At 57.3% G+C, this 22,265-nt stretch carries 17 protein-coding genes, 2 tRNA genes and 2 rRNA genes; 11 read left to right on the top strand and 10 right to left on the bottom strand.

Features of this window, described 5'->3' with window-relative positions; all coding sequences use genetic code 11:
- Positions 1 to 145 precede the first annotated feature (145 nt).
- The 6 genes from ACZZ0A_RS26350 to ACZZ0A_RS26325 all read right to left on the bottom strand — a co-directional run bounded on the left by ACZZ0A_RS26350 (position 146) and on the right by ACZZ0A_RS26325 (position 8,098).
- Positions 146 to 3,039: ribosomal RNA gene (locus ACZZ0A_RS26350) — 23S ribosomal RNA — on the bottom strand.
- Between the two features lie 233 nt (positions 3,040 to 3,272).
- Positions 3,273 to 3,348 (bottom strand) — tRNA-Ala (locus ACZZ0A_RS26345).
- Positions 3,349 to 3,358: 10 nt separating this feature from the next.
- Positions 3,359 to 3,435 (bottom strand) — tRNA-Ile (locus tag ACZZ0A_RS26340).
- Positions 3,436 to 3,558: 123 nt separating this feature from the next.
- Positions 3,559 to 5,095, bottom strand: a 16S ribosomal RNA gene (locus tag ACZZ0A_RS26335).
- The 16S and 23S rRNA genes sit together here with 2 tRNA genes alongside, the layout of an rRNA operon.
- 587 nt (positions 5,096 to 5,682) lie before the next feature.
- A complete protein-coding gene (locus ACZZ0A_RS26330) occupies positions 5,683 to 6,903 on the bottom strand; it encodes a CaiB/BaiF CoA transferase family protein (RefSeq protein WP_007911642.1) in 1,221 nt (406 codons plus the stop codon).
- A gap of 13 nt (positions 6,904 to 6,916) precedes the next feature.
- Positions 6,917 to 8,098 carry an acyl-CoA dehydrogenase gene (locus ACZZ0A_RS26325; protein WP_007911645.1) on the bottom strand — a complete coding sequence of 394 codons (1,182 nt, stop codon included), beginning with the start codon at positions 8,096 to 8,098 and terminating at the stop codon, positions 6,917 to 6,919.
- A 158-nt stretch (positions 8,099 to 8,256) separates the two neighbouring features.
- Here ACZZ0A_RS26325 and ACZZ0A_RS26320 point away from each other — a divergent pair, with 158 nt between their 5' ends.
- The 10 genes from ACZZ0A_RS26320 to ACZZ0A_RS26275 all read left to right on the top strand — a co-directional run bounded on the left by ACZZ0A_RS26320 (position 8,257) and on the right by ACZZ0A_RS26275 (position 18,162).
- Positions 8,257 to 9,156, top strand: a complete 900-nt coding sequence (locus tag ACZZ0A_RS26320; protein WP_007949773.1) for a LysR family transcriptional regulator — start codon at positions 8,257 to 8,259, stop codon at positions 9,154 to 9,156.
- 434 nt (positions 9,157 to 9,590) lie between these two features.
- Complete coding sequence (locus ACZZ0A_RS26315) at positions 9,591 to 10,712, top strand: Re/Si-specific NAD(P)(+) transhydrogenase subunit alpha (protein WP_007911649.1); 1,122 nt, start codon at positions 9,591 to 9,593, stop codon at positions 10,710 to 10,712.
- A gap of 15 nt (positions 10,713 to 10,727) precedes the next feature.
- On the top strand, positions 10,728 to 11,048 hold the full coding sequence (locus tag ACZZ0A_RS26310; protein ID WP_003187417.1) for an NAD(P) transhydrogenase subunit alpha part 2: 321 nt from the start codon (positions 10,728 to 10,730) through the stop codon (positions 11,046 to 11,048).
- Complete coding sequence (locus tag ACZZ0A_RS26305) at positions 11,048 to 12,481, top strand: NAD(P)(+) transhydrogenase (Re/Si-specific) subunit beta (RefSeq protein ID WP_007911651.1); 1,434 nt, start codon at positions 11,048 to 11,050, stop codon at positions 12,479 to 12,481. Before ACZZ0A_RS26310 ends, ACZZ0A_RS26305 begins: the two co-directional genes overlap by 1 nt.
- A 213-nt stretch (positions 12,482 to 12,694) precedes the next feature.
- Positions 12,695 to 14,188, top strand: a complete 1,494-nt coding sequence (locus tag ACZZ0A_RS26300; RefSeq protein ID WP_123375990.1) for an acetyl-CoA hydrolase/transferase family protein — start codon at positions 12,695 to 12,697, stop codon at positions 14,186 to 14,188.
- Between the two features lie 322 nt (positions 14,189 to 14,510).
- The gene (locus ACZZ0A_RS26295; RefSeq protein WP_007911656.1) at positions 14,511 to 14,726 is read left to right on the top strand and encodes a DUF1127 domain-containing protein; all 216 of its coding nucleotides are present in this window, start codon (positions 14,511 to 14,513) and stop codon (positions 14,724 to 14,726) included.
- Positions 14,727 to 15,097: 371 nt separating this feature from the next.
- Positions 15,098 to 15,415 carry a DUF2388 domain-containing protein gene (locus ACZZ0A_RS26290; RefSeq protein ID WP_007911658.1) on the top strand — a complete coding sequence of 106 codons (318 nt, stop codon included), beginning with the start codon at positions 15,098 to 15,100 and terminating at the stop codon, positions 15,413 to 15,415.
- Between the two features lie 107 nt (positions 15,416 to 15,522).
- Entirely contained in the window at positions 15,523 to 15,840 is a 318-nt protein-coding gene (locus ACZZ0A_RS26285) for a DUF2388 domain-containing protein (protein WP_007911660.1), read from the top strand.
- 43 nt (positions 15,841 to 15,883) lie between these two features.
- Complete coding sequence (locus tag ACZZ0A_RS26280; RefSeq protein ID WP_007911662.1) at positions 15,884 to 16,204, top strand: DUF2388 domain-containing protein; 321 nt, start codon at positions 15,884 to 15,886, stop codon at positions 16,202 to 16,204.
- The gene (locus ACZZ0A_RS26275) at positions 16,201 to 18,162 is read left to right on the top strand and encodes a DUF7844 domain-containing protein (RefSeq protein ID WP_007911664.1); all 1,962 of its coding nucleotides are present in this window, start codon (positions 16,201 to 16,203) and stop codon (positions 18,160 to 18,162) included. The genes ACZZ0A_RS26280 and ACZZ0A_RS26275 overlap by 4 nt, the downstream gene beginning before the upstream one ends.
- Positions 18,163 to 18,207: 45 nt before the next feature.
- On the opposite strand, the gene ACZZ0A_RS26270 is transcribed toward ACZZ0A_RS26275, so the two are convergent.
- The 3 genes from ACZZ0A_RS26270 to trpB form a co-directional block, all read right to left on the bottom strand.
- The gene (locus tag ACZZ0A_RS26270) at positions 18,208 to 18,663 is read right to left on the bottom strand and encodes an anti-virulence regulator CigR family protein (protein WP_007911666.1); all 456 of its coding nucleotides are present in this window, start codon (positions 18,661 to 18,663) and stop codon (positions 18,208 to 18,210) included.
- A 122-nt stretch (positions 18,664 to 18,785) separates the two neighbouring features.
- Positions 18,786 to 19,598, bottom strand: a complete 813-nt coding sequence (gene trpA / locus ACZZ0A_RS26265; protein ID WP_007911667.1) for a tryptophan synthase subunit alpha — start codon at positions 19,596 to 19,598, stop codon at positions 18,786 to 18,788.
- Positions 19,598 to 20,830: a tryptophan synthase subunit beta gene (gene trpB, locus ACZZ0A_RS26260; protein ID WP_007911669.1), complete on the bottom strand. Its 1,233-nt coding sequence runs from the start codon at positions 20,828 to 20,830 to the stop codon at positions 19,598 to 19,600. Before trpB ends, trpA begins: the two co-directional genes overlap by 1 nt.
- Positions 20,831 to 20,944: 114 nt before the next feature.
- On the opposite strand from trpB, the gene ACZZ0A_RS26255 reads away from it, so the two are divergent.
- On the top strand, positions 20,945 to 21,862 hold the full coding sequence (locus ACZZ0A_RS26255) for a LysR family transcriptional regulator (RefSeq protein WP_463543925.1): 918 nt from the start codon (positions 20,945 to 20,947) through the stop codon (positions 21,860 to 21,862).
- Here ACZZ0A_RS26255 and ACZZ0A_RS26250 read toward each other — a convergent pair.
- Positions 21,835 to 22,161, bottom strand: coding sequence for an ElaB/YgaM/YqjD family protein (locus ACZZ0A_RS26250; protein ID WP_007911686.1), 327 nt, complete (start codon positions 22,159 to 22,161; stop codon positions 21,835 to 21,837). The genes ACZZ0A_RS26255 and ACZZ0A_RS26250 overlap by 28 nt on opposite strands.
- Positions 22,162 to 22,265: the final 104 nt, after the last annotated feature.

The raw sequence follows: 22,265 nt of genomic DNA, 5'->3' as shown, positions 1-22,265 counted from the left end.
GGGTACTGAGTCGTGGCCTGATGGCCTCGCTTCAGCAAATTGGGTATGTGACAGCTGGTGTTTTGTGAGTCTTTCGAACTTTCGGTTCGTTTCGTCTTCACACACCGCAATCTGGTCTCTTCGACGCAAATTGCTTGGGTGTTATATGGTCAAGCCTCACGGGCAATTAGTATTGGTTAGCTCAACGCCTCACAGCGCTTACACACCCAACCTATCAACGTCGTAGTCTTCGACGGCCCTTCAGGGAACTCAAGGTTCCAGTGAGATCTCATCTTGAGGCAAGTTTCCCGCTTAGATGCTTTCAGCGGTTATCTTTCCCGAACATAGCTACCCGGCAATGCCACTGGCGTGACAACCGGAACACCAGAGGTTCGTCCACTCCGGTCCTCTCGTACTAGGAGCAGCCCCTCTCAAATCTCAAACGTCCACGGCAGATAGGGACCGAACTGTCTCACGACGTTCTAAACCCAGCTCGCGTACCACTTTAAATGGCGAACAGCCATACCCTTGGGACCGGCTTCAGCCCCAGGATGTGATGAGCCGACATCGAGGTGCCAAACACCGCCGTCGATATGAACTCTTGGGCGGTATCAGCCTGTTATCCCCGGAGTACCTTTTATCCGTTGAGCGATGGCCCTTCCATACAGAACCACCGGATCACTAAGACCTACTTTCGTACCTGCTCGACGTGTCTGTCTCGCAGTCAAGCGCGCTTTTGCCTTTATACTCTACGACCGATTTCCGACCGGTCTGAGCGCACCTTCGTACTCCTCCGTTACTCTTTAGGAGGAGACCGCCCCAGTCAAACTACCCACCATACACTGTCCTCGATCCGGATAACGGACCTGAGTTAGAACCTCAAAGTTGCCAGGGTGGTATTTCAAGGATGGCTCCACGCGAACTGGCGTCCACGCTTCAAAGCCTCCCACCTATCCTACACAAGCAAATTCAAAGTCCAGTGCAAAGCTATAGTAAAGGTTCACGGGGTCTTTCCGTCTAGCCGCGGATACACTGCATCTTCACAGCGATTTCAATTTCACTGAGTCTCGGGTGGAGACAGCGCCGCCATCGTTACGCCATTCGTGCAGGTCGGAACTTACCCGACAAGGAATTTCGCTACCTTAGGACCGTTATAGTTACGGCCGCCGTTTACCGGGGCTTCGATCAAGAGCTTCGCGTTAGCTAACCCCATCAATTAACCTTCCGGCACCGGGCAGGCGTCACACCCTATACGTCCACTTTCGTGTTTGCAGAGTGCTGTGTTTTTAATAAACAGTCGCAGCGGCCTGGTATCTTCGACCGGCATGAGCTTACGGAGCAAGTCCTTCACCCTCACCGGCGCACCTTCTCCCGAAGTTACGGTGCCATTTTGCCTAGTTCCTTCACCCGAGTTCTCTCAAGCGCCTTGGTATTCTCTACCCAACCACCTGTGTCGGTTTGGGGTACGGTTCCTGGTTACCTGAAGCTTAGAAGCTTTTCTTGGAAGCATGGCATCAACCACTTCGTGTTCTAAAAGAACACTCGTCATCAGCTCTCGGCCTTAAGATCCCGGATTTACCTAAGATCTCAGCCTACCACCTTAAACTTGGACAACCAACGCCAAGCTGGCCTAGCCTTCTCCGTCCCTCCATCGCAATAACCAGAAGTACAGGAATATTAACCTGTTTTCCATCGACTACGCTTTTCAGCCTCGCCTTAGGGACCGACTAACCCTGCGTCGATTAACGTTGCGCAGGAAACCTTGGTCTTTCGGCGTGGGTGTTTTTCACACCCATTGTCGTTACTCATGTCAGCATTCGCACTTCTGATACCTCCAGCAAGCTTCTCAACTCACCTTCACAGGCTTACAGAACGCTCCTCTACCGCATCACCCGAAGGTGATACCCGTAGCTTCGGTGTATGGTTTGAGCCCCGTTACATCTTCCGCGCAGGCCGACTCGACTAGTGAGCTATTACGCTTTCTTTAAAGGGTGGCTGCTTCTAAGCCAACCTCCTAGCTGTCTAAGCCTTCCCACATCGTTTCCCACTTAACCATAACTTTGGGACCTTAGCTGACGGTCTGGGTTGTTTCCCTTTTCACGACGGACGTTAGCACCCGCCGTGTGTCTCCCATGCTCGGCACTTGTAGGTATTCGGAGTTTGCATCGGTTTGGTAAGTCGGGATGACCCCCTAGCCGAAACAGTGCTCTACCCCCTACAGTGATACATGAGGCGCTACCTAAATAGCTTTCGAGGAGAACCAGCTATCTCCGAGCTTGATTAGCCTTTCACTCCGATCCACAGGTCATCCGCTAACTTTTCAACGGTAGTCGGTTCGGTCCTCCAGTTAGTGTTACCCAACCTTCAACCTGCCCATGGATAGATCGCCCGGTTTCGGGTCTATTCCCAGCGACTAGACGCCCTATTAAGACTCGCTTTCGCTACGCCTCCCCTATTCGGTTAAGCTCGCCACTGAAAATAAGTCGCTGACCCATTATACAAAAGGTACGCAGTCACCCAACAAAGTGGGCTCCCACTGCTTGTACGCATACGGTTTCAGGATCTATTTCACTCCCCTCTCCGGGGTTCTTTTCGCCTTTCCCTCACGGTACTAGTTCACTATCGGTCAGTCAGTAGTATTTAGCCTTGGAGGATGGTCCCCCCATATTCAGACAAAGTTTCTCGTGCTCCGTCCTACTCGATTTCATGACTAAGAGATTTTCGCGTACAGGGCTATCACCCACTATGGCCGCACTTTCCAGAGCGTTCCGCTAATCTCAAAGCCACTTAAGGGCTAGTCCCCGTTCGCTCGCCACTACTAAGGGAATCTCGGTTGATTTCTTTTCCTCAGGGTACTTAGATGTTTCAGTTCCCCTGGTTCGCCTCTTGCACCTATGTATTCAGTACAAGATAACCATCTTATGATGGCTGGGTTCCCCCATTCAGACATCTCCGGATCAAAGTCTGTTTGCCGACTCCCCGAAGCTTTTCGCAGGCTACCACGTCTTTCATCGCCTCTGACTGCCAAGGCATCCACCGTATGCGCTTCTTCACTTGACCATATAACCCCAAGCAATCTGGTTATACTGTGAAGACGACATTCGCCGAAAATTCGAATTTCTCAACTAAGAGAACTCACAAATTTTACCTTAGCCTGATCCGTTACCAGTGAAAGTAACGTTCAGTCTATCTTTCTATCACATACCCAAATTTTTAAAGAACGATCTAATCAAAAGACTAGAAATCAATATTCTCAAGGAATACTCATTTCTAAGCTTTCAGAAGCAGTTATATGGTGGAGCCAAGCGGGATCGAACCGCTGACCTCCTGCGTGCAAGGCAGGCGCTCTCCCAGCTGAGCTATGGCCCCATAACAAAATTGGTGGGTCTGGGCAGATTCGAACTGCCGACCTCACCCTTATCAGGGGTGCGCTCTAACCAACTGAGCTACAGACCCAATTTCGAGCGCGTAACTGTTAGCTTGGAGCTATCAGCTTGGAGCTTAAAGCTGCTTCTATCGTCTTCTTCAATGAATCAAGCAATTCGTGTGGGAACTTATGGAGCAGCTGATGTCGTCGATTAAGGAGGTGATCCAGCCGCAGGTTCCCCTACGGCTACCTTGTTACGACTTCACCCCAGTCATGAATCACACCGTGGTAACCGTCCTCCCGAAGGTTAGACTAGCTACTTCTGGTGCAACCCACTCCCATGGTGTGACGGGCGGTGTGTACAAGGCCCGGGAACGTATTCACCGTGACATTCTGATTCACGATTACTAGCGATTCCGACTTCACGCAGTCGAGTTGCAGACTGCGATCCGGACTACGATCGGTTTTATGGGATTAGCTCCACCTCGCGGCTTGGCAACCCTTTGTACCGACCATTGTAGCACGTGTGTAGCCCAGGCCGTAAGGGCCATGATGACTTGACGTCATCCCCACCTTCCTCCGGTTTGTCACCGGCAGTCTCCTTAGAGTGCCCACCATGACGTGCTGGTAACTAAGGACAAGGGTTGCGCTCGTTACGGGACTTAACCCAACATCTCACGACACGAGCTGACGACAGCCATGCAGCACCTGTCTCAATGTTCCCGAAGGCACCAATCCATCTCTGGAAAGTTCATTGGATGTCAAGGCCTGGTAAGGTTCTTCGCGTTGCTTCGAATTAAACCACATGCTCCACCGCTTGTGCGGGCCCCCGTCAATTCATTTGAGTTTTAACCTTGCGGCCGTACTCCCCAGGCGGTCAACTTAATGCGTTAGCTGCGCCACTAAGAGCTCAAGGCTCCCAACGGCTAGTTGACATCGTTTACGGCGTGGACTACCAGGGTATCTAATCCTGTTTGCTCCCCACGCTTTCGCACCTCAGTGTCAGTATCAGTCCAGGTGGTCGCCTTCGCCACTGGTGTTCCTTCCTATATCTACGCATTTCACCGCTACACAGGAAATTCCACCACCCTCTACCATACTCTAGCTCGACAGTTTTGAATGCAGTTCCCAGGTTGAGCCCGGGGATTTCACATCCAACTTAACGAACCACCTACGCGCGCTTTACGCCCAGTAATTCCGATTAACGCTTGCACCCTCTGTATTACCGCGGCTGCTGGCACAGAGTTAGCCGGTGCTTATTCTGTCGGTAACGTCAAAACAGCAAAGTATTAATTTACTGCCCTTCCTCCCAACTTAAAGTGCTTTACAATCCGAAGACCTTCTTCACACACGCGGCATGGCTGGATCAGGCTTTCGCCCATTGTCCAATATTCCCCACTGCTGCCTCCCGTAGGAGTCTGGACCGTGTCTCAGTTCCAGTGTGACTGATCATCCTCTCAGACCAGTTACGGATCGTCGCCTTGGTGAGCCATTACCTCACCAACTAGCTAATCCGACCTAGGCTCATCTGATAGCGCAAGGCCCGAAGGTCCCCTGCTTTCTCCCGTAGGACGTATGCGGTATTAGCGTTCCTTTCGAAACGTTGTCCCCCACTACCAGGCAGATTCCTAGGCATTACTCACCCGTCCGCCGCTGAATCCAGGAGCAAGCTCCTCTCATCCGCTCGACTTGCATGTGTTAGGCCTGCCGCCAGCGTTCAATCTGAGCCATGATCAAACTCTTCAGTTCAAACATCTTTGGGTTTTTAAGAAACCCTAAACTTGGCTCAGCAATCGTTGGTTACATCTTTGATTTCTCGCGGAGTAACTTGTGATGCTGATAATCTTGTTGACTATCAGTCTGACTCCACAAGCACCCACACGAATTGCTTGATTCAGTTGTTAAAGAGCGGTTGGTTAAGATCTTTCGTCTCAACCGAGGCGCGCATTCTACAGCAGCCTCATTTGCTGTCAAGTGATTATTTTCAGAAGCTTTCGAAGATTTCTTCAACAACTTCAACCACTTGCGCTTCCGATCTCTCGTCAGCGGGAGGCGAATTCTACAGCGTTACACGCTGCTGTCAACACCTCTTTTTCAACTTCCTTTCGACTTCGATGGACTGAAGCAACTCACTGCCGAAACCTACATAACTCATTGAATCTCAAAGAGTTTTCCGTTTCGACTGCGCCGGAAGTGGGGCGAATTATAGACATCTGAAATCTGCCGTCAACCGTTAATTTCGCTTTTCTTTCAAACACTTGCAGATTGGTTAAAAAGCGACCAAAGACAGCCATATATAGGTAGAAAACACGATCCCTTCTATATAGAAGGGATCGTCAGAGCACCCCAGCCGACTTCAGCTCCGCCACCGCACCTGCGCCCAAACCCAACACACCCTGCAAAACCTCCAGCGTATGCTCGCCTAACAAAGGAGGCGCACGGCGATACTCCACCGGCGTCTGCGACATGCGGATAGGGCTAGCCACCTGCGGCACCATTCCAGCCAACGCGTGCGGCAGCTCTATCGCCAGGCCACGCGCCTTAACCTGTGGATCTTCAAACACCTGCGACAGATCATTGATCGGCCCACACGGCACGCCCGCCTGCTCCAGTTGAGCCACCCATTCGGCGGTAGTCTTGAATACCGTCGCCTGGCGAATCAGCGGAATCAACACCGCCCGATTAGCCACACGCAGCTTATTAGTAGCAAAACGCGGATCGTCAGCCCACTGCGGTTGCCCTGCCACCTCAGCAAACTTGCGGAACTGCCCGTCATTGCCCACGGTAAGAATGAAATCACCGTCGGCCGTAGGAAAGTCCTGATAAGGCACAATGTTCGGATGCGCATTGCCCAGACGCTTGGGCGCATTACCCGTGGTCAAATAATTCATCGCCTGGTTGGCCAGACAAGCCACCTGAACATCCAGCAACGCCATATCAATGTGCTGACCACCCCCGTCGTGATCGCGATGAGCCAACGCCGCCAGAATCGCGACCGTCGAATAAAGCCCCGTCAGGATATCCGTCAGCGCCACACCGACCTTCACCGGCCCGGCACCTTCATCACCCTCGGGACGACCGGTCAGGCTCATCAGCCCGCCCAGCCCCTGAATCATGAAGTCATAGCCGGCACGCTTGGCATACGGCCCGGTTTGGCCGAATCCGGTAATAGAGCAATAGATCAGATTCGGATTGATCGCCTTCAACGATTCATAGTCGAGCCCATAAGCCGCTAGCCCACCGACCTTGAAGTTCTCGATAAGGATGTCCGACTTGGCCGCCAGATCGCGCACCAGCTTCTGCCCCTCGGGACGCGTAAAGTCGATGGTCACCGATTGCTTGTTGCGGTTGGCTGACAGGTAATAAGCCGCCTCTGACGTGTTCTCGCCATAAGCGTCCTTAAGGAAGGGCGGTCCCCAGGCGCGAGTGTCGTCACCATTACCAGGGCGCTCGACCTTGATCACCTCGGCGCCAAGGTCGGCGAGTATCTGCCCGGCCCACGGCCCGGCCAACACGCGCGATAAATCCAGTACCCGCAGATGCGACAGCGCGCCCATGGTCGCTCTCCTATTAATAGAACGCCTGCAAGCCGGTTTGTGCACGCCCCAGGATCAGAGCGTGAACGTCGTGAGTGCCTTCATAGGTATTCACCACTTCCAGGTTGACCAGATGACGGGCCACGCCGAACTCGTCGGAGATGCCATTACCACCGAGCATGTCACGAGCCATGCGGGCGATGTCCAGCGACTTGCCGCAGGAGTTGCGCTTCATGATCGAAGTGATCTCGACCGCAGCGGTCCCTTCGTCCTTCATGCGCCCCAGACGCAGGCAGCCTTGCAGGGCCAGGGTGATCTCGGTCTGCATGTCAGCCAGCTTCTTCTGGATCAGCTGAGTAGCGGCCAATGGGCGACCGAACTGCTGACGATCCAGCGTGTACTGGCGAGCGGTGTGCCAGCAGAACTCGGCAGCGCCCAGCGCGCCCCAGGAGATGCCATAACGCGCAGAATTGAGACAGGTGAACGGGCCTTTCAGGCCGCGCACGTCGGGGAAAATGTTTTCTTCCGGCACGAACACGTTGTCCATGACGATCTCACCGGTGATTGACGCACGCAGACCGACCTTGCCGTGAATCGCCGGAGCGCTCAGACCTTTCCAGCCCTTCTCCAGTACGAAACCACGGATGTCGCCAGCATCGTCTTTAGCCCAGACCACAAACACATCAGCGATCGGGCTGTTGGTGATCCACATCTTCGCGCCGGTCAGGCTGTAGCCGCCTTCGACTTTGCGGGCACGGGTGATCATCGCGCCCGGGTCGGAACCATGGTTTGGCTCGGTCAGGCCGAAGCAGCCGATCCATTCACCGGAAGCCAGTTTCGGCAGGTATTTCTGTTTCTGCGCTTCGGTACCGAATTCGTTGATCGGCACCATTACCAGCGACGACTGCACACTCATCATCGAGCGGTAGCCAGAATCGACACGCTCCACTTCGCGAGCAATCAGCCCATAGCTGACATAGTTGAGGCCGCTGCCACCGTACTGCTCGGGGATGGTCGCACCCAGCAGGCCGACTTCGCCCATTTCGCGGAAGATCGCCGGGTCAGTTTTCTCATGACGGAAAGCTTCGAGGACACGCGGTGCGAGGCTCTGCTGAGCGAACTGCTCGGCGGTGTCGCGGATCATGCGCTCTTCTTCGGTGAGCTGTTGATCCAGCAGCAGGGGATCGATCCAGTTGAAGCTAGCTTTAGCGCCCATGATTGTGTCCTCGCAAATCGGCTGAATTAACGTGGCATTGATCCTAGGCGCGGTTCGCTGTCGCGGCAAACGAGGATTTCGCATTCTGTTGTGCTAATTTCTCACTCCGAAACGTCGTGAAATGCCTTTTATGCGGCGCATTAGTGAGGTTGACGTAAATGCGCAGGAAGATCCCCAGCACCACCGCCCTGATCAGCTTCGAGGCCGCCGCACGCCACGAGAGTTTTACCCGCGCTGCCGAAGAACTTTCCCTCACTCAAGGGGCCATTTGCCGACAGATCGCCAGCCTTGAGGAGTTCCTTGGCGTGGAACTGTTCCGACGCTCGCGACGCGGGGTGAAGTTGACCGAGGCGGGGCTTTCATACAGCCGTCGAGTTGCGACGCAACTCGACGCGGTTGAGCGCGACACCCTCTCAGTGATGGGTCAGCAAGGCACCAATGTGATCGAACTCGCGGTGGTACCGACCTTCGGCACACAGTGGCTACTGCCACGTCTCAAGGATTTCCAACTCAAGCACCCGGAGGTCACGGTCAACCTGACCAACCGCACCCGGCCCTTTCTGTTTGCCGATACCGAATTCGATGCGGCGATCTACTTTGGCGATGCCGACTGGTCGGGTACCGAATCCCACAGGCTGATGGGCGAAAATCCGATGCCGGTGTGCAGCCCCGCCCTACTCGGTAACAAGACGCACCTGACAGCCGAGGCAATCGCCGAGCTACCGTTGTTGCAGCAGACCACCCGCCCCTATGCCTGGCGTCAGTGGTTCAACTCACAACACCTGAATATCCCCCGCGACATGACAGGCCCGCGCTACGAGCTATTCTCCATGCTTGCCCAGGCCGCCATGCACGACATGGGCATTGCGCTGATTCCACCGTTCCTGATTCAGCGTGAGTTAGCCGAGAAGCGCCTGGTGATTGCCAACCCCCAGGCACTCTCAAGCATCAAGGCCTATTACCTGATGATTCCCGAACGAAAAGTCGAATCAGCGTCATTAAAGGCATTTCGTGACTGGCTGGTAACCCAAGCGCAGAGCTACAGCCTAGAAGGGTAAAGGCTTACAGCGATAGATAACCCCGTAGTCAGGAAATTCAAAGCCCTACAGATATAAGTATTTGTCGCAATTGAACAGACTGTATCCGAAAGTCGTACAGACGTCCCACAAGCGCCTGACGACGTGGCTTTGAGCCTTCATCGGCGACGCATTGCTGCCTATTCACGCCACCGATGAGAAATTTTTTCATATTCGGCCAGAATCCTTACAAGGCACGGCCTGCAAGGGATTCAGCTAGCCATCTGCGACATTCGGTCACGGCATGACTTGTAGTTAATTTTCCGTCACCCGTCATAATCCCTTGAAGGGCATAAAGTTCGCCTGCAAAATGCCGCGCCCCGCCCTGATTTGGCGGGATCGTGCTGATCGGCCGCCCCAGTCGCACCATCCGTAGTGCATGGGTTTACTCAATAAGATCACGCAGGAGATTTGACGTGCACATTGGTGTTCCTCTCGAAACCCAGACCGGTGAAACACGGGTTGCTGCAACCCCGGAAACCATTAAAAAGCTGATCAGCCAAGGTCATAAGGTCACTGTGCAAACCGGCGCCGGCGTAAAAGCCAGTGTGGTCGACAGTGCCTATGAAGCGGCAGGCGCAACCATTGGCAGTGCCAATGATGCGTTTGGCGCCGAGCTGATTCTCAAGGTGGTCGCCCCGAGCGATGCCGAACTGACGCTGATCAAGCGCGGTACGGTGCTGGTCGGCATGCTCAACCCGTTCAACAACGAAACCATTGCGAAGATGGCCGAGTGCGGCATTACCGCGTTCGCCCTCGAAGCGGCGCCGCGCACATCGCGCGCGCAGAGTCTCGATGTGTTGTCGTCGCAGGCGAACATTGCCGGCTATAAGGCTGTGTTGCTGGCCGCTCACCACTACCCACGCTTCATGCCGATGTTGATGACCGCTGCGGGCACCGTGAAAGCGGCGCGCGTGCTGATTCTTGGCGCGGGCGTGGCCGGGTTGCAGGCGATTGCCACGGCGAAACGCCTGGGTGCGGTGATCGAAGCGTCTGACGTGCGTCCGGCGGTAAAAGAGCAGATCGAATCCCTCGGTGCGAAGTTCGTCGACGTGCCTTACGAGACCGATGAAGAGCGCGAATGCGCCGTCGGTGTCGGTGGTTACGCGCGGCCAATGCCAGCGAGCTGGATGCAGCGTCAGGCCCAGGCTGTGCACGAGCGCGCCAAGCAGGCTGACATCGTCATCACCACCGCGCTGATTCCGGGCCGCAAGGCACCGACCCTGCTGAGCGCGGAGACTGTGGCGCAGATGAAACCGGGCTCGGTGGTCATCGACCTCGCCGCTGCTCAGGGTGGCAACTGCCCGCTGACCGTGGCTGATCAGGTCGTGGTCGAAAATGGCGTGACCATTTGCGGCCCGACCAACCTGGCCGGTGAAGTCGCTGCAGACGCTTCGGCACTGTACGCACGCAACCTGCTGGACTTCCTCAAGCTGGTTTTCACGAAAGAAGGCCAGTTCGACGTCAACCTCGAAGACGACATCGTCGCCGCGTGCCTGATGTGCCGCGACGGCCAAGTCATCCGCAAAAACGCCTAAGCAGGGATTCAGACGATGGAAGAGCTTATCTCCCCCGGTATCTACAACCTGATCATCTTCGTGCTGGCGATTTATGTCGGTTACCACGTGGTCTGGAACGTCACACCTGCGCTGCACACGCCGTTGATGGCGGTAACCAACGCCATTTCGGCGATCGTGATCGTCGGCGCCATGCTCGCTGCTGCACTGACTGTCACGCCGCTGGGCAAAACCATGGGCACCCTCGCCGTGGCACTGGCGGCGGTCAACGTGTTCGGTGGCTTCCTGGTCACCCGCCGCATGCTTGAGATGTTCAAGAAGAAAGCCCCGAAAGTAAAAGAAGAGGCGCCGAAGTAATGAGCATGAATCTCGTCACGACGCTCTACCTGATCGCGTCGATCTGCTTTATCCAGGCCCTCAAAGGCCTGTCGCACCCGACCACCTCACGGCGCGGCAACCTGTTCGGCATGCTCGGCATGGCCTTGGCGATCCTGACCACCGTCGGCCTCATCTATAAGTTGGGTGCTGAGCTGGCCACGGCCGGTATCGGTTACGTGATCGTTGGCCTGCTGGTCGGCGGCACCGCCGGTTCGATCATGGCCAAACGCGTTGAAATGACCAAGATGCCGGAACTGGTCGCCTTCATGCACAGCATGATCGGTCTGGCAGCAGTGTTCATCGCAATTGCCGCTGTTGTTGAGCCGCAGTCGCTGGGCATTGTCAAACAGCTGGGCGACTCGATTCCTGCGGGTAACCGTCTGGAGCTGTTCCTTGGTGCGGCGATCGGTGCAATCACCTTCTCCGGTTCGGTGATTGCGTTCGGCAAGCTGTCGGGCAAGTACAAGTTCCGTCTGTTCCAGGGCGCACCGGTACAGTTCGCCGGGCAGCACAAGCTCAACGCAGTGCTGGGTCTGGCAACGCTGGCGCTCGGTCTGACCTTCATGTTCACCGGCAACCTCACCGCGTTCGCGCTGATGCTGGCATTGGCGTTCGTGATGGGTGTGCTGATCATCATCCCGATCGGCGGCGCCGACATGCCGGTCGTGGTGTCGATGCTCAACAGCTACTCGGGCTGGGCGGCGGCGGGTATCGGTTTCTCGCTGAACAACTCGATGCTGATCATTGCCGGTTCACTGGTGGGTTCGAGCGGTGCGATCCTCTCGTACATCATGTGCAAGGCGATGAACCGTTCCTTCTTTAATGTGCTGCTTGGCGGTTTCGGCAATACGGCTGATGCTGGCCCGGCCGGTGCGAAAGAAGCACGTCCGGTGAAATCCGGTTCGGCTGACGACGCGACCTTCCTGCTGACCAACGCCGACACCGTGATCATCGTGCCGGGCTACGGTCTGGCGGTAGCACGTGCGCAACATGCACTGAAAGAACTGACCGAGAAGCTGACCCACCGTGGCGTGACCGTGAAGTACGCGATCCACCCGGTTGCCGGCCGTATGCCAGGGCACATGAACGTTCTGCTCGCCGAGGCCGAAGTGCCTTACGATCAGGTGTTCGAGATGGAAGACATCAACTCCGAGTTCGGCCAGGCCGACGTGGTGCTGGTGCTCGGCGCGAACGACGTGGTCAACCCGGCGGCGAAGAACGATCCGAAATCGCCGATTGCCGGCATGCCGATTCTCGAAGCGTTCAAGGCCAAGACCATCATCGTCAACAAGCGCTCGATGGCCAGCGGCTATGCCGGTCTGGACAACGAACTGTTCTATCTGGACAAAACCATGATGGTTTTCGGCGACGCGAAGAAGGTCATCGAAGACATGGTCAAAGCGGTCGAGTAATCCATCGCTGCTGCACCGAACGCCCCGACTCGTCGGGGCGTTTTTATTTGCGCAAACGTCGGACAATTTGCCGCGTTGTTGCAGATCCGGTAACGGTGTTTTACTTCAAACCCGCTAAATAGACGCCTCGTTTGCGACCTTGGTAGCGGGACAGGCGCCCGTCAAATTCACTAGACTGCGCATCCTGCTACTCGTTGCCCGAGATAATAATCCATGTACCGTGACCGTATTCGCCTGCCTTCGTTGTTGGATAAAGTGATGAGCGCCGCCGACGCAGCTGCTCTGATTGAAGACGGCATGACCGTCGGCATGAGCGGTTTCACCCGCGCCGGCGAAGCCAAGGCTGTTCCTCACGCACTGGCCGAGCGCGCCAAGATCACGCCGCTGAAGATCAGCCTGATGACCGGCGCCAGCCTCGGCAACGACCTCGACAAGCAACTGACCGAAGCCGGCGTACTCTCGCGGCGCATGCCGTTCCAGGTCGACAGCACCCTGCGCAAGGCAATCAACGCCGGCGAGGTCATGTTCATCGACCAGCATCTGTCGGAAACCGTCGAGCAACTGCGCAACCAGCAACTGAAGCTGCCGGACATCGCGGTCATCGAAGCCGTCGCCATCACCGAACAGGGTCACATCGTGCCGACCACCTCGGTGGGCAACTCGGCGAGCTTCGCAATTTTCGCCAAACAGGTGATTGTCGAGATCAACCTGGCGCACAACGCCAACCTCGAAGGCCTGCACGACATCTATATCCCGACCTACCGCCCGACGCGCACGCCGATCCCGCTGGTAAAAGTCGACGACCGCATCGGCAGCACCGCGATTCCGATCCCGCCGGAGAAGATTGTCGCCATCGTTATCACTCAGCAGGCCGATTCGCCGTCCACCGTGTCGTCGCCAGACGTCGACACCAACGCCATCGCCGATCACCTGATCACCTTCTTCAAGCAGGAAGTCGACGCCGGGCGCATGACCAACAAGCTCGGCCCGTTGCAGGCCGGGATTGGCAACATCGCCAACGCGGTGATGTGTGGCTTGATCGATTCACCGTTCGAAGACCTGACCATGTACTCCGAAGTGCTGCAGGACTCGACCTTCGACCTGATTGATGCCGGCAAGCTGAGCTTTGCTTCGGGCAGTTCGATCACCCTGTCGGAGCGGCGCAACAGCGACGTGTTCGGCAATCTGGAGAAGTACAAGGACAAACTGGTACTGCGGCCGCAGGAGATCTCCAACCACCCGGAGGTGGTGCGCCGCTTGGGCATCATCGGCATCAACACGGCGCTGGAGTTCGACATCTATGGCAACGTCAACTCCACCCACGTCTGCGGCACGCGGATGATGAACGGCATCGGCGGTTCCGGCGACTTCGCGCGCAACGCGCACCTGGCGGTGTTCGTGACCAAGTCGATCGCCAAGGGTGGCGCGATTTCCAGCGTGGTGCCGATGGTCAGCCACGTTGACCACACCGAGCACGACGTTGACATTCTGGTGACCGAAGTGGGTCTTGCCGACTTGCGAGGCCTGGCGCCACGGGAGCGGGCGCGGGTGATCATCGATAACTGTGTACACCCGGACTTCCGTCAGGCGCTGAATGATTACTTCACGGCGGCTTGCGCAATCGGTGGCCACACCCCGCACATCCTGCGGGAAGCGTTGAGCTGGCACATGAATCTGGAAGAAACCGGGCGCATGCTCGCGGTCTGATCCACACAGATAAACCGCCGACGCAAACACAGTTTGCGTCGGCAGAGTTTCTCAAGCCTCCCTCCCTGACAAAAACTGTACTGCTGTACTGGTCATTTCCTACAGACCTTGCCTACCTTTCCGAGTGAATTGAGCAAAAATGCACCACTTAAGTGCGGACAGGTACAGTTTGCTCAATTTTGACCCGTACACCCCCTATAAACAGTTAACTGGTCACTCACAATACAGTTGAACTGTATCTAGAGAGACTTGGCAAACGAGAGGATCATGGGCACCAGTCAAACCACTACCTGATCCCGCCACAAGCGGAAGGATGTCAACCATGGAACGTACACTCAGTTCCGAACTGTTCTTCGAAGACAAAGCTGTAAACACCCAGGCTTCCCTGCCTCTGCGCGTTATCGCCAACCTGATGTTGTGGCAGCGCCGCATCTCCAGCCGCCATCAATTGGCTCGTCTGGATTCGCGTCTGCTGGCTGACGCCGGTATCAGCGAAGCACAACGCTACGAAGAGCTGAGCAAGCCGTTCTGGCGCTAAGTAGCGTCGCTGGCTCTGGTCGTTAGACCCACCGCCAGCAACCCGAATTGAAAAAACGAAACCCGTCGTGGGAAACCACGACGGGTTTTGTCGTTTTGGGTTCTTAAAAAGCCATACCAGTACAGTTCACATAATTCGAAATCAGACCATTACAATTGTAAGAGCTGCCGAAGGCTGCGATCTTTTGATCTTCAAAAAACCCAAGATCGCAGCCTTCGGCAGCTCCTACAGGTTTTTCGTCTGAGTGCTGGTTAGGTAACGGGTTCTGCGCCTAATATCCATACAGAACGTGGCGAATGTTGTGTCACTGGCGTCTGACTCATCAGATACCGAGCCACCTCTCTCTACGGTTTATCCAAAGGAGTTACACCATGTCCCGTCTTCGTCTGCTCAGCGCTGCCGCCCTGCTGGCCGTGGCTGCCAACGCCAGCGCCACCAGCTTTATCGTCACCACCGACGCCGTTGTCGGTGCACTGAAGTCTTCGTCCGACGCAACTTCCGACGTCACCTCGTCCTTCCGTGACGACAAAATCGTTCTTGCCGCCCGTGACGACGCTGCCAGCTTCGTGGCCAGCGAGGGCGAAATCCGTGGGGTGAAACTGGAAAGCGCGCTGGATCACATCCGTCATCAGGCGCCACAGCTGCAAGCTACCGACGCGCAGTTGGCTCAAGCCATCCTGACGATCTAAGCGACTGGCACCGTTCGGGACACGCCGGTCGTGTCCCGATGTTTCGGCGCTGGCTCTGGCCCGGGCATTGCGCTAGCCTTTGGGCTCGCCAACAGTTACCGAGTCCAATGCGCTTTCTTCCAAATCTGCTGATCCCTTCCTTATTGTTTACCGCCTGCTGGGCGACGTCCGTCGATGCCTTTGATGCTTTCAATGCGTCGACCCAAGGCACTGTCGTCAGTGGTTACGCCACCAGCATGGTGTCTTCCGCGCCTTTCGACCGTAAACTGCTGCTCGCCGCTCACGATGACGCGGCCGCGTTTGTTGCCAGTGACGGTGAATGGCGAGGCGCTCGTCTGGAATCTGCGCTGCATTACTTGCGCAAAACCCGGCCGAAACTTCATGTCAGCGACCTTGAACTGGCAGAGGCAATTCTCGTCCAATAGTTATCCTGTACCCCCGTTATCCTTGCCCCTTCGGAGTCGTTCCATGCGTAGCCCGCTGATTGCTGCCGCCCTTGGCCTGTTTTTGTTGGCCGACGTGGCCCAGGCGCACACCCTGGTAGCCACCAGTAACATCATCGTTCGTGCCTCCCAGCGCACTATCGATTTCACCTCCGACACCACTACGTCGATTCGCGATTCGAAAATCATCCGCGAAGCCCACGACGACGCTGCCAGTTTCGTCGCCACTAACGGTGATATCCGTGGCGCACATCTGGAAGCGGCGCTCAATACCCTGCGCACTCGCGTGCCGGAAGCGCGCGACGCCAGTGATCAGGTTCTCGCCGAAGCCATCCTCGCGCTGTGAGGTCATTCGGCACCTGGCTGCTGGCCGGGGCGTTGTTGTTGCTTGGCAACAGCGCCCACGCCGGCCTGCAATTGCGGCTCAAGACCGACGGTCTGAGCCCCGCCCAACAACAGGCCAGCCAGGCGCTGATCGATGAGGCGATGCAAAAACTGCCGCCGAGCTTTATCGAGCGGCTGGATCGGCGCATCGATGTCGGCTGGACCGACGACATGCCCGCCAACGCCTATGGCCAAGCCACACTGGTGGCCGAGCTCGATCTGAATCGAAAACTGCTCGCCGGTCTCACGGATGGCAGCGCAGCCAAAGAAAAAACCAATCGCCCCCACGGCACTGTGCGCCAGGAACTGCTCGCCACGGTGCTGCATGAAATCACCCACATTTATGACCGCGCCCGCTTATGGCCGAATGCCGAGCGCACGCTGATTCAGCGCTGCACGCGCCGCTTTAACAGCGCCGGGCTGATCGGCATTCCCGACGAGTGTCGCGGCCAGAACGGCCGTCGCTTCACCCTCAGCGATGATCCGCGCCTGCTCGACCTCGCCGGTTGGCAGCAATACGTCGGCCGCCGCGGTGAGCGCGAACAACACAACCGGCAGATCGCGCGCAGCCCGGACCTGTACGAAATCTCCAGCCCCAAGGAGTTCGTCGCGGTCAACATGGAGTATTTCCTCCTCGACCCGAGCTACGCCTGCCGCCGCCCGGCGCTGTACCGCTATTACCAGCAACACTTCGGCTGGGCACCGCCGGCCAAGGACACTTGCAGCAAGACCTTCTCCTTCCTCAATGCCGGCAACGACTTCGCCAAGCAACCCTTGGGGCAGGTCGATCCCGAGCGGGTCTATGCCGTCGACTATCTGCTGGCCGAGGCCAATCAGAACTGGGTCAGCCGCTGGGGCCACAGCATGTTGCGCCTGGTGATCTGCGCACCGGGCCGCCCGCGCGGGCCGGATTGCCGACTCGATCTGGACCAGCACCTGGTGTTGTCCTACCGCGCCTTTGTCGGCGATGTGCAGTTGTCGAGCTGGGATGGACTGGTCGGCAAATACCCGTCGCGCCTGTTCGTGCTGCCGCTTGCGCAGGTCATCGACGAATACACCAAGACCGAACTGCGCAGCCTCGCTTCGGTGCCGCTGAACCTGTCCCGCGACGAGATCGAAGGCGTGGTCGAACACGCCGCCGAAATGCACTGGAGCTACGACGGCAACTACTTCTTCCTCTCCAACAACTGTGCGGTGGAAGGCCTGAAGCTGTTGCGCAGCGGCAGCAACAACACACAGTTCGTGGGTCTGGACAGCATCATGCCCAACGGCTTGCTGGAAGTGATGAAAGGCCGTGGTCTGGCGGACACCAGTGTGCTGGATGATCCAAAAGAAGCGCTGCGTCTGGGTTACCGCTTCGACTCGTTCCGCGATCGCTATCAGGCGATGTTCGATGTGTTGAAGAAGCAATTGCCGATCAAGCAGAACACTGTTGAGGAATGGCTTTCGCTGACAGCCGAGGAACGCCGCGAGTGGTTCGAGCGCGCGGATTTGCGTACCAGCGCCGCCCTGCTGCTGTTGGAGCAGGCCAGTTATCGACGACAGTTGCTGCTGGCTCAGGACGAGGTCAAGCAGCGTTACCTCGGTGCGCGTGAGCTGGAAAACGGCGGCATGGACAAGGCCAATGCGACCTTGCAGGAAATCCTCGCCAATAGCGGGTTCCTCAGCCGTCCGGCAGAACTGCTCGACGCCAAGGGCTACGGATTGCCGCAGCCGACCGAGTTCACTCGACTGGAAGCGGAGAGCAGCCAGCGGCAGAAGAAGCTGCTGGCACTGTCCGGCGATCTCGACGCCGAAGTGCGCAAGTTGCTGGAGCCCAAGCGGGCCGCAGAGATTGCCGCCAGCGAGGAGAATGTGAAGCAGATTGGCGCGCATTTGCGCAAATTGCACAAGGCCTCCGGCGGACTGGAGCTGCCCTGAAAAAAAACCGCAGCCATTGGCTGCGGTTTTTTTATTGCCTGCGGATCAATACAAAACGCCATCGAGAATTTCGTAGACGATCCCGGTGCCCACCGCGATCAGCACGATATCGCCCCCCGCCCGACGCCATTCGTAACCCGGATACACCGGCAAACGACCCAACGCGCGACCGTCCAGACGCTCACCGTAATACCCGTGTGGCAACGGCCGGCCACGTTCCAGATGAATCCCCGGAGGCGGCGGTGCACCGCGTACAAAGTAGCCATGATTGTCACGAATGGTCTGACGCACCGGGCCAAAATCGCGCGGCGGCGGACCGCCACGGTGATCGTTTTGCGGGCCACGATGATCATCGCGATGGTCATTACCATGATTGTCGTACTGGCCCTGCTGCGGGCCGCCGTGGTCGTGATCGTCGCGCGGATCGGCGCTGGCCAGCAGCGGTGTCGCACTGATCATCAGTACGCCCAATCCGGCCATCAGACGTTTCGGCATTTTCATCGGGTCTTTCCTCACGGCACAAACAGCAAAAAGGGATTCAGAACGTGGTTCTGAATCCCTCGGTCTTGCTGGATTAGTCTGTGTCGCGAGACGCTAATTCCTCTGTATCAGGAACTTTACCTTCAGCTGACGCGGGCCTTACGCACGCCTTCGGAGAGTGCCGAGCACAAGCTCAGTACACCGTCGACGGCTTGCGCCGGCGTAGTCGCATTGGCGATGTGATCGATCAACGCCGAGCCCACCACAACACCATCAGCCAGACGCGCAATGGCCGCTGCTTGCTCCGGGGTACGGATGCCGAAACCGATGCTGATCGGCAGATCGGTATGACGACGCAGACGAGTGACCGCCTCTTCAACATGCTCCAGGGTCGCAGCACCGGCACCGGTCACACCGGCTACCGACACGTAGTACACAAACCCGGAGCTGCCGTTGAGCACCTTTGGCAGACGCGCATCGTCGGTGGTTGGCGTGGTCAGACGGATAAAGTCCAGACCGGCAGCCTGCGCCGGGTCGCACAGCTCGGCATTGTGCTCAGGCGGCATGTCTACGACGATCAGGCCATCGACGCCGGCCTCTTTCGCATCGGCGATGAAACGCTCAACGCCGTACATGTGGATCGGGTTGAAGTAGCCCATCAGCACCAGCGGCGTGTCGCTGTTGCCTTCGCGGAATTCACGAACCATTTGCAGGGTTTTCAGCAGGTTCTGCTTGGCACCCAAGGCACGGATGTTCGCCAGTTGAATTGCCGGGCCGTCGGCCATCGGGTCGGTGAACGGCATGCCCAGCTCGATCACGTCGGCGCCAGCACCCGGCAAGCCTTTAAGGATCGCCAGCGAAGTGTCGTAGTCCGGATCACCGGCGGTGACGAAGGTCACCAGCGCGGCGCGGTTCTGTTCTTTGAGGTCGGCAAAACGCGTTTGCAGGCGGCTCATCAGTGTTTCTCCTGCTTGGACTGTTCCATATGGTGCATGACGGTCTGCATGTCTTTGTCGCCCCGGCCAGACAGGTTGACCACCATCAGGTGATCTTTAGGCAGCTTCGGCGCACGTTTGAACACTTCAGCCAGGGCGTGAGCGCTTTCCAGCGCAGGGATGATCCCTTCGAGGCGGCAGCATTTGTGGAACGCATCCAGCGCTTCGTCGTCGGTCACCGAGGTGTATTGAACGCGACCGATGTCATGCAACCACGCGTGCTCAGGGCCGATGCCTGGGTAATCGAGGCCAGCGGAAATCGAGTGGGCGTCGATGATCTGGCCATCGTCGTCCTGCAGCAGGAAAGTCCGGTTACCGTGCAAGACACCCGGAACGCCGCCATTCAGGCTGGCCGCGTGCTTGCCGGTTTCGATGCCGTAACCCGCCGCTTCAACGCCGATGATTTCAACGCTCTTGTCGTCGAGGAACGGGTGAAACAGGCCCATCGCGTTGGAACCGCCACCGATGCACGCCACCAGGCTGTCCGGCAGACGACCTTCCTGCGCTTGCAACTGATCGCGGGTTTCCTTGCCGATGACGGCCTGGAAGTCGCGAACCATCGCCGGATAAGGGTGCGGGCCAGCCACGGTACCGATCAGGTAGAAGGTGCTGTCGACGTTGGTCACCCAGTCACGCAGGGCTTCGTTCATTGCGTCTTTCAGGGTGCCGGTGCCGGCCACCACCGGAATCACTTCAGCGCCCAGCAGTTTCATGCGGAAGACGTTGGCCTGCTGACGTTCGATGTCAGTGGTGCCCATGTAGATCACGCAATCGAGACCGAAACGTGCCGCTACAGTGGCAGTGGCCACGCCGTGCATGCCGGCGCCGGTCTCGGCGATGATGCGTTTCTTGCCCATGCGTCGCGCCAGCAGGATCTGGCCGATGCAGTTGTTGATCTTGTGCGCGCCGGTGTGGTTCAGCTCTTCGCGCTTGAGATAAATCTTCGCGCCACCGCAGAACTCGGTCAGGCGTTCAGCGAAATACAGCGGGCTCGGACGTCCGACGTAGTCACGCTGGAAGTAGGCCAATTCTTCTTTGAACGCCGGATCTTCCTTGGCCGCTTCGTATTCGCGGGCCAGATCGAGGATCAACGGCATCAGGGTTTCCGCCACGTAACGGCCACCGAACGAGCCGAACAGGCCGTTGGCGTCAGGGCCGTTACGCAGATCAGAGGTGTTCGAAGTCTGGGTCATGAGTCGCTCCAGGTGAATTTGGGTCAAGAGACAATGACGACCACTCTACCCCTGACCTTCCAAGCTGAAAACCGATAAGATCGCCACAACCTGTCAGGAAAACTCACAGATACCATGAGCCATGACCTTCCCCCGCTGAACGCCCTGCGCGCGTTCGAAGCCACCGCCCGGCTGAACAGCGTCAGTCAGGCTGCCGAACAGCTGCACGTCACCCACGGCGCGGTCAGTCGCCAGCTCAAGGTGCTTGAAGAACACCTCGGCGTCAGTCTGTTCGTCAAGGATGGCCGCGGCTTGAAACTCACAGATGCCGGTATGCGTTTACGCGATGCCAGTGCAGAGGCCTTTGATCGGTTGCGCAGCGTTTGCGCAGAACTCACGCAAAGTACCGCCGACGCCCCGTTTGTACTGGGTTGCTCCGGGAGCTTACTGGCGCGCTGGTTTATTCCGCGTTTGGGGCGGTTGAATGCCGATCTGCCGGACTTGCGCCTGCACCTGTCGGCGGGAGAAGGCGATCTTGACCCCCGTCGTCCAGGACTGGATGCCTTGCTGTTATTCGCCGAGCCACCTTGGCCGGCAGACATGCAGGTCTACGAACTCGCCGCAGAACGCATCGGCCCGGTGATGAGTCCGCTGTTCAGCGGCTATCAACGTTTGCAAACCGCGCCAGCCTCGGCACTGCTCAATGAACCGCTGCTGCACACAACTTCTCGCCCACAAGCGTGGCCAAGCTGGGCACAGCAAAACCACCTCGACGCAAAAGCGTTGAAGCTGGGGCAAGGTTTCGAGCATTTGTATTACTTGCTGGAAGCAGCAGTGGCAGGCCTTGGCGTGGCCATCGCACCGGAGCCGCTGGTGACGGAAGATTTGAAGGCCGGTCGCCTGGTTGCGCCATGGGGCTTCTGTGAAACCCCGGCGCAACTGGCGTTGTGGCTACCCAAGCGCGCCGCAGACGGGCGCGCTCGGCAACTGGCGCAATGGCTCAAGAACGAGCTGCGCCAAGGCGATCACTCGCCGCGCTTGAACAGCAAGTAAGCCGCAAGAAGGCCGATCGCACCGACTGCAACACCGGCAGTCGTCCACGGATGCTCCTGGGCGTAATCACGGGTGGCGATCCCGGTTTCGCGGGTTTTCACTTTAACTTCTTCATAGGCATCGCTGAGCAGATGGCGCGAGTGTTTCAGCGCGCTTTCAGCATTGCTTTTCAGCGCCTTGAGGGTCTTGCGCGACTCGTCCGAAGCGTCATCCTTCAGGCTTTCCAACGACTTGAGCAGACTCTCGATCTCGGCTTCCATGCTTTGCAACGAGGCTTTACGTAAAGAGGTGTTGGCCATGGTGGCTCTCCTGCATTGGTGATGAGTGGCGTGTGTTGGTTGGGACTTCAGCGGTTTGAGAAAGTGCAGAAAATCTGAACTTCGCCTGCACAAAGCCACCGAAA

This window comes from Pseudomonas sp. AC242 (genome assembly GCF_979258655.1).
The sequence above is the reverse complement of the archived record's forward strand: the minus strand, read 5'-3'. Positions and strand labels throughout refer to the sequence as shown.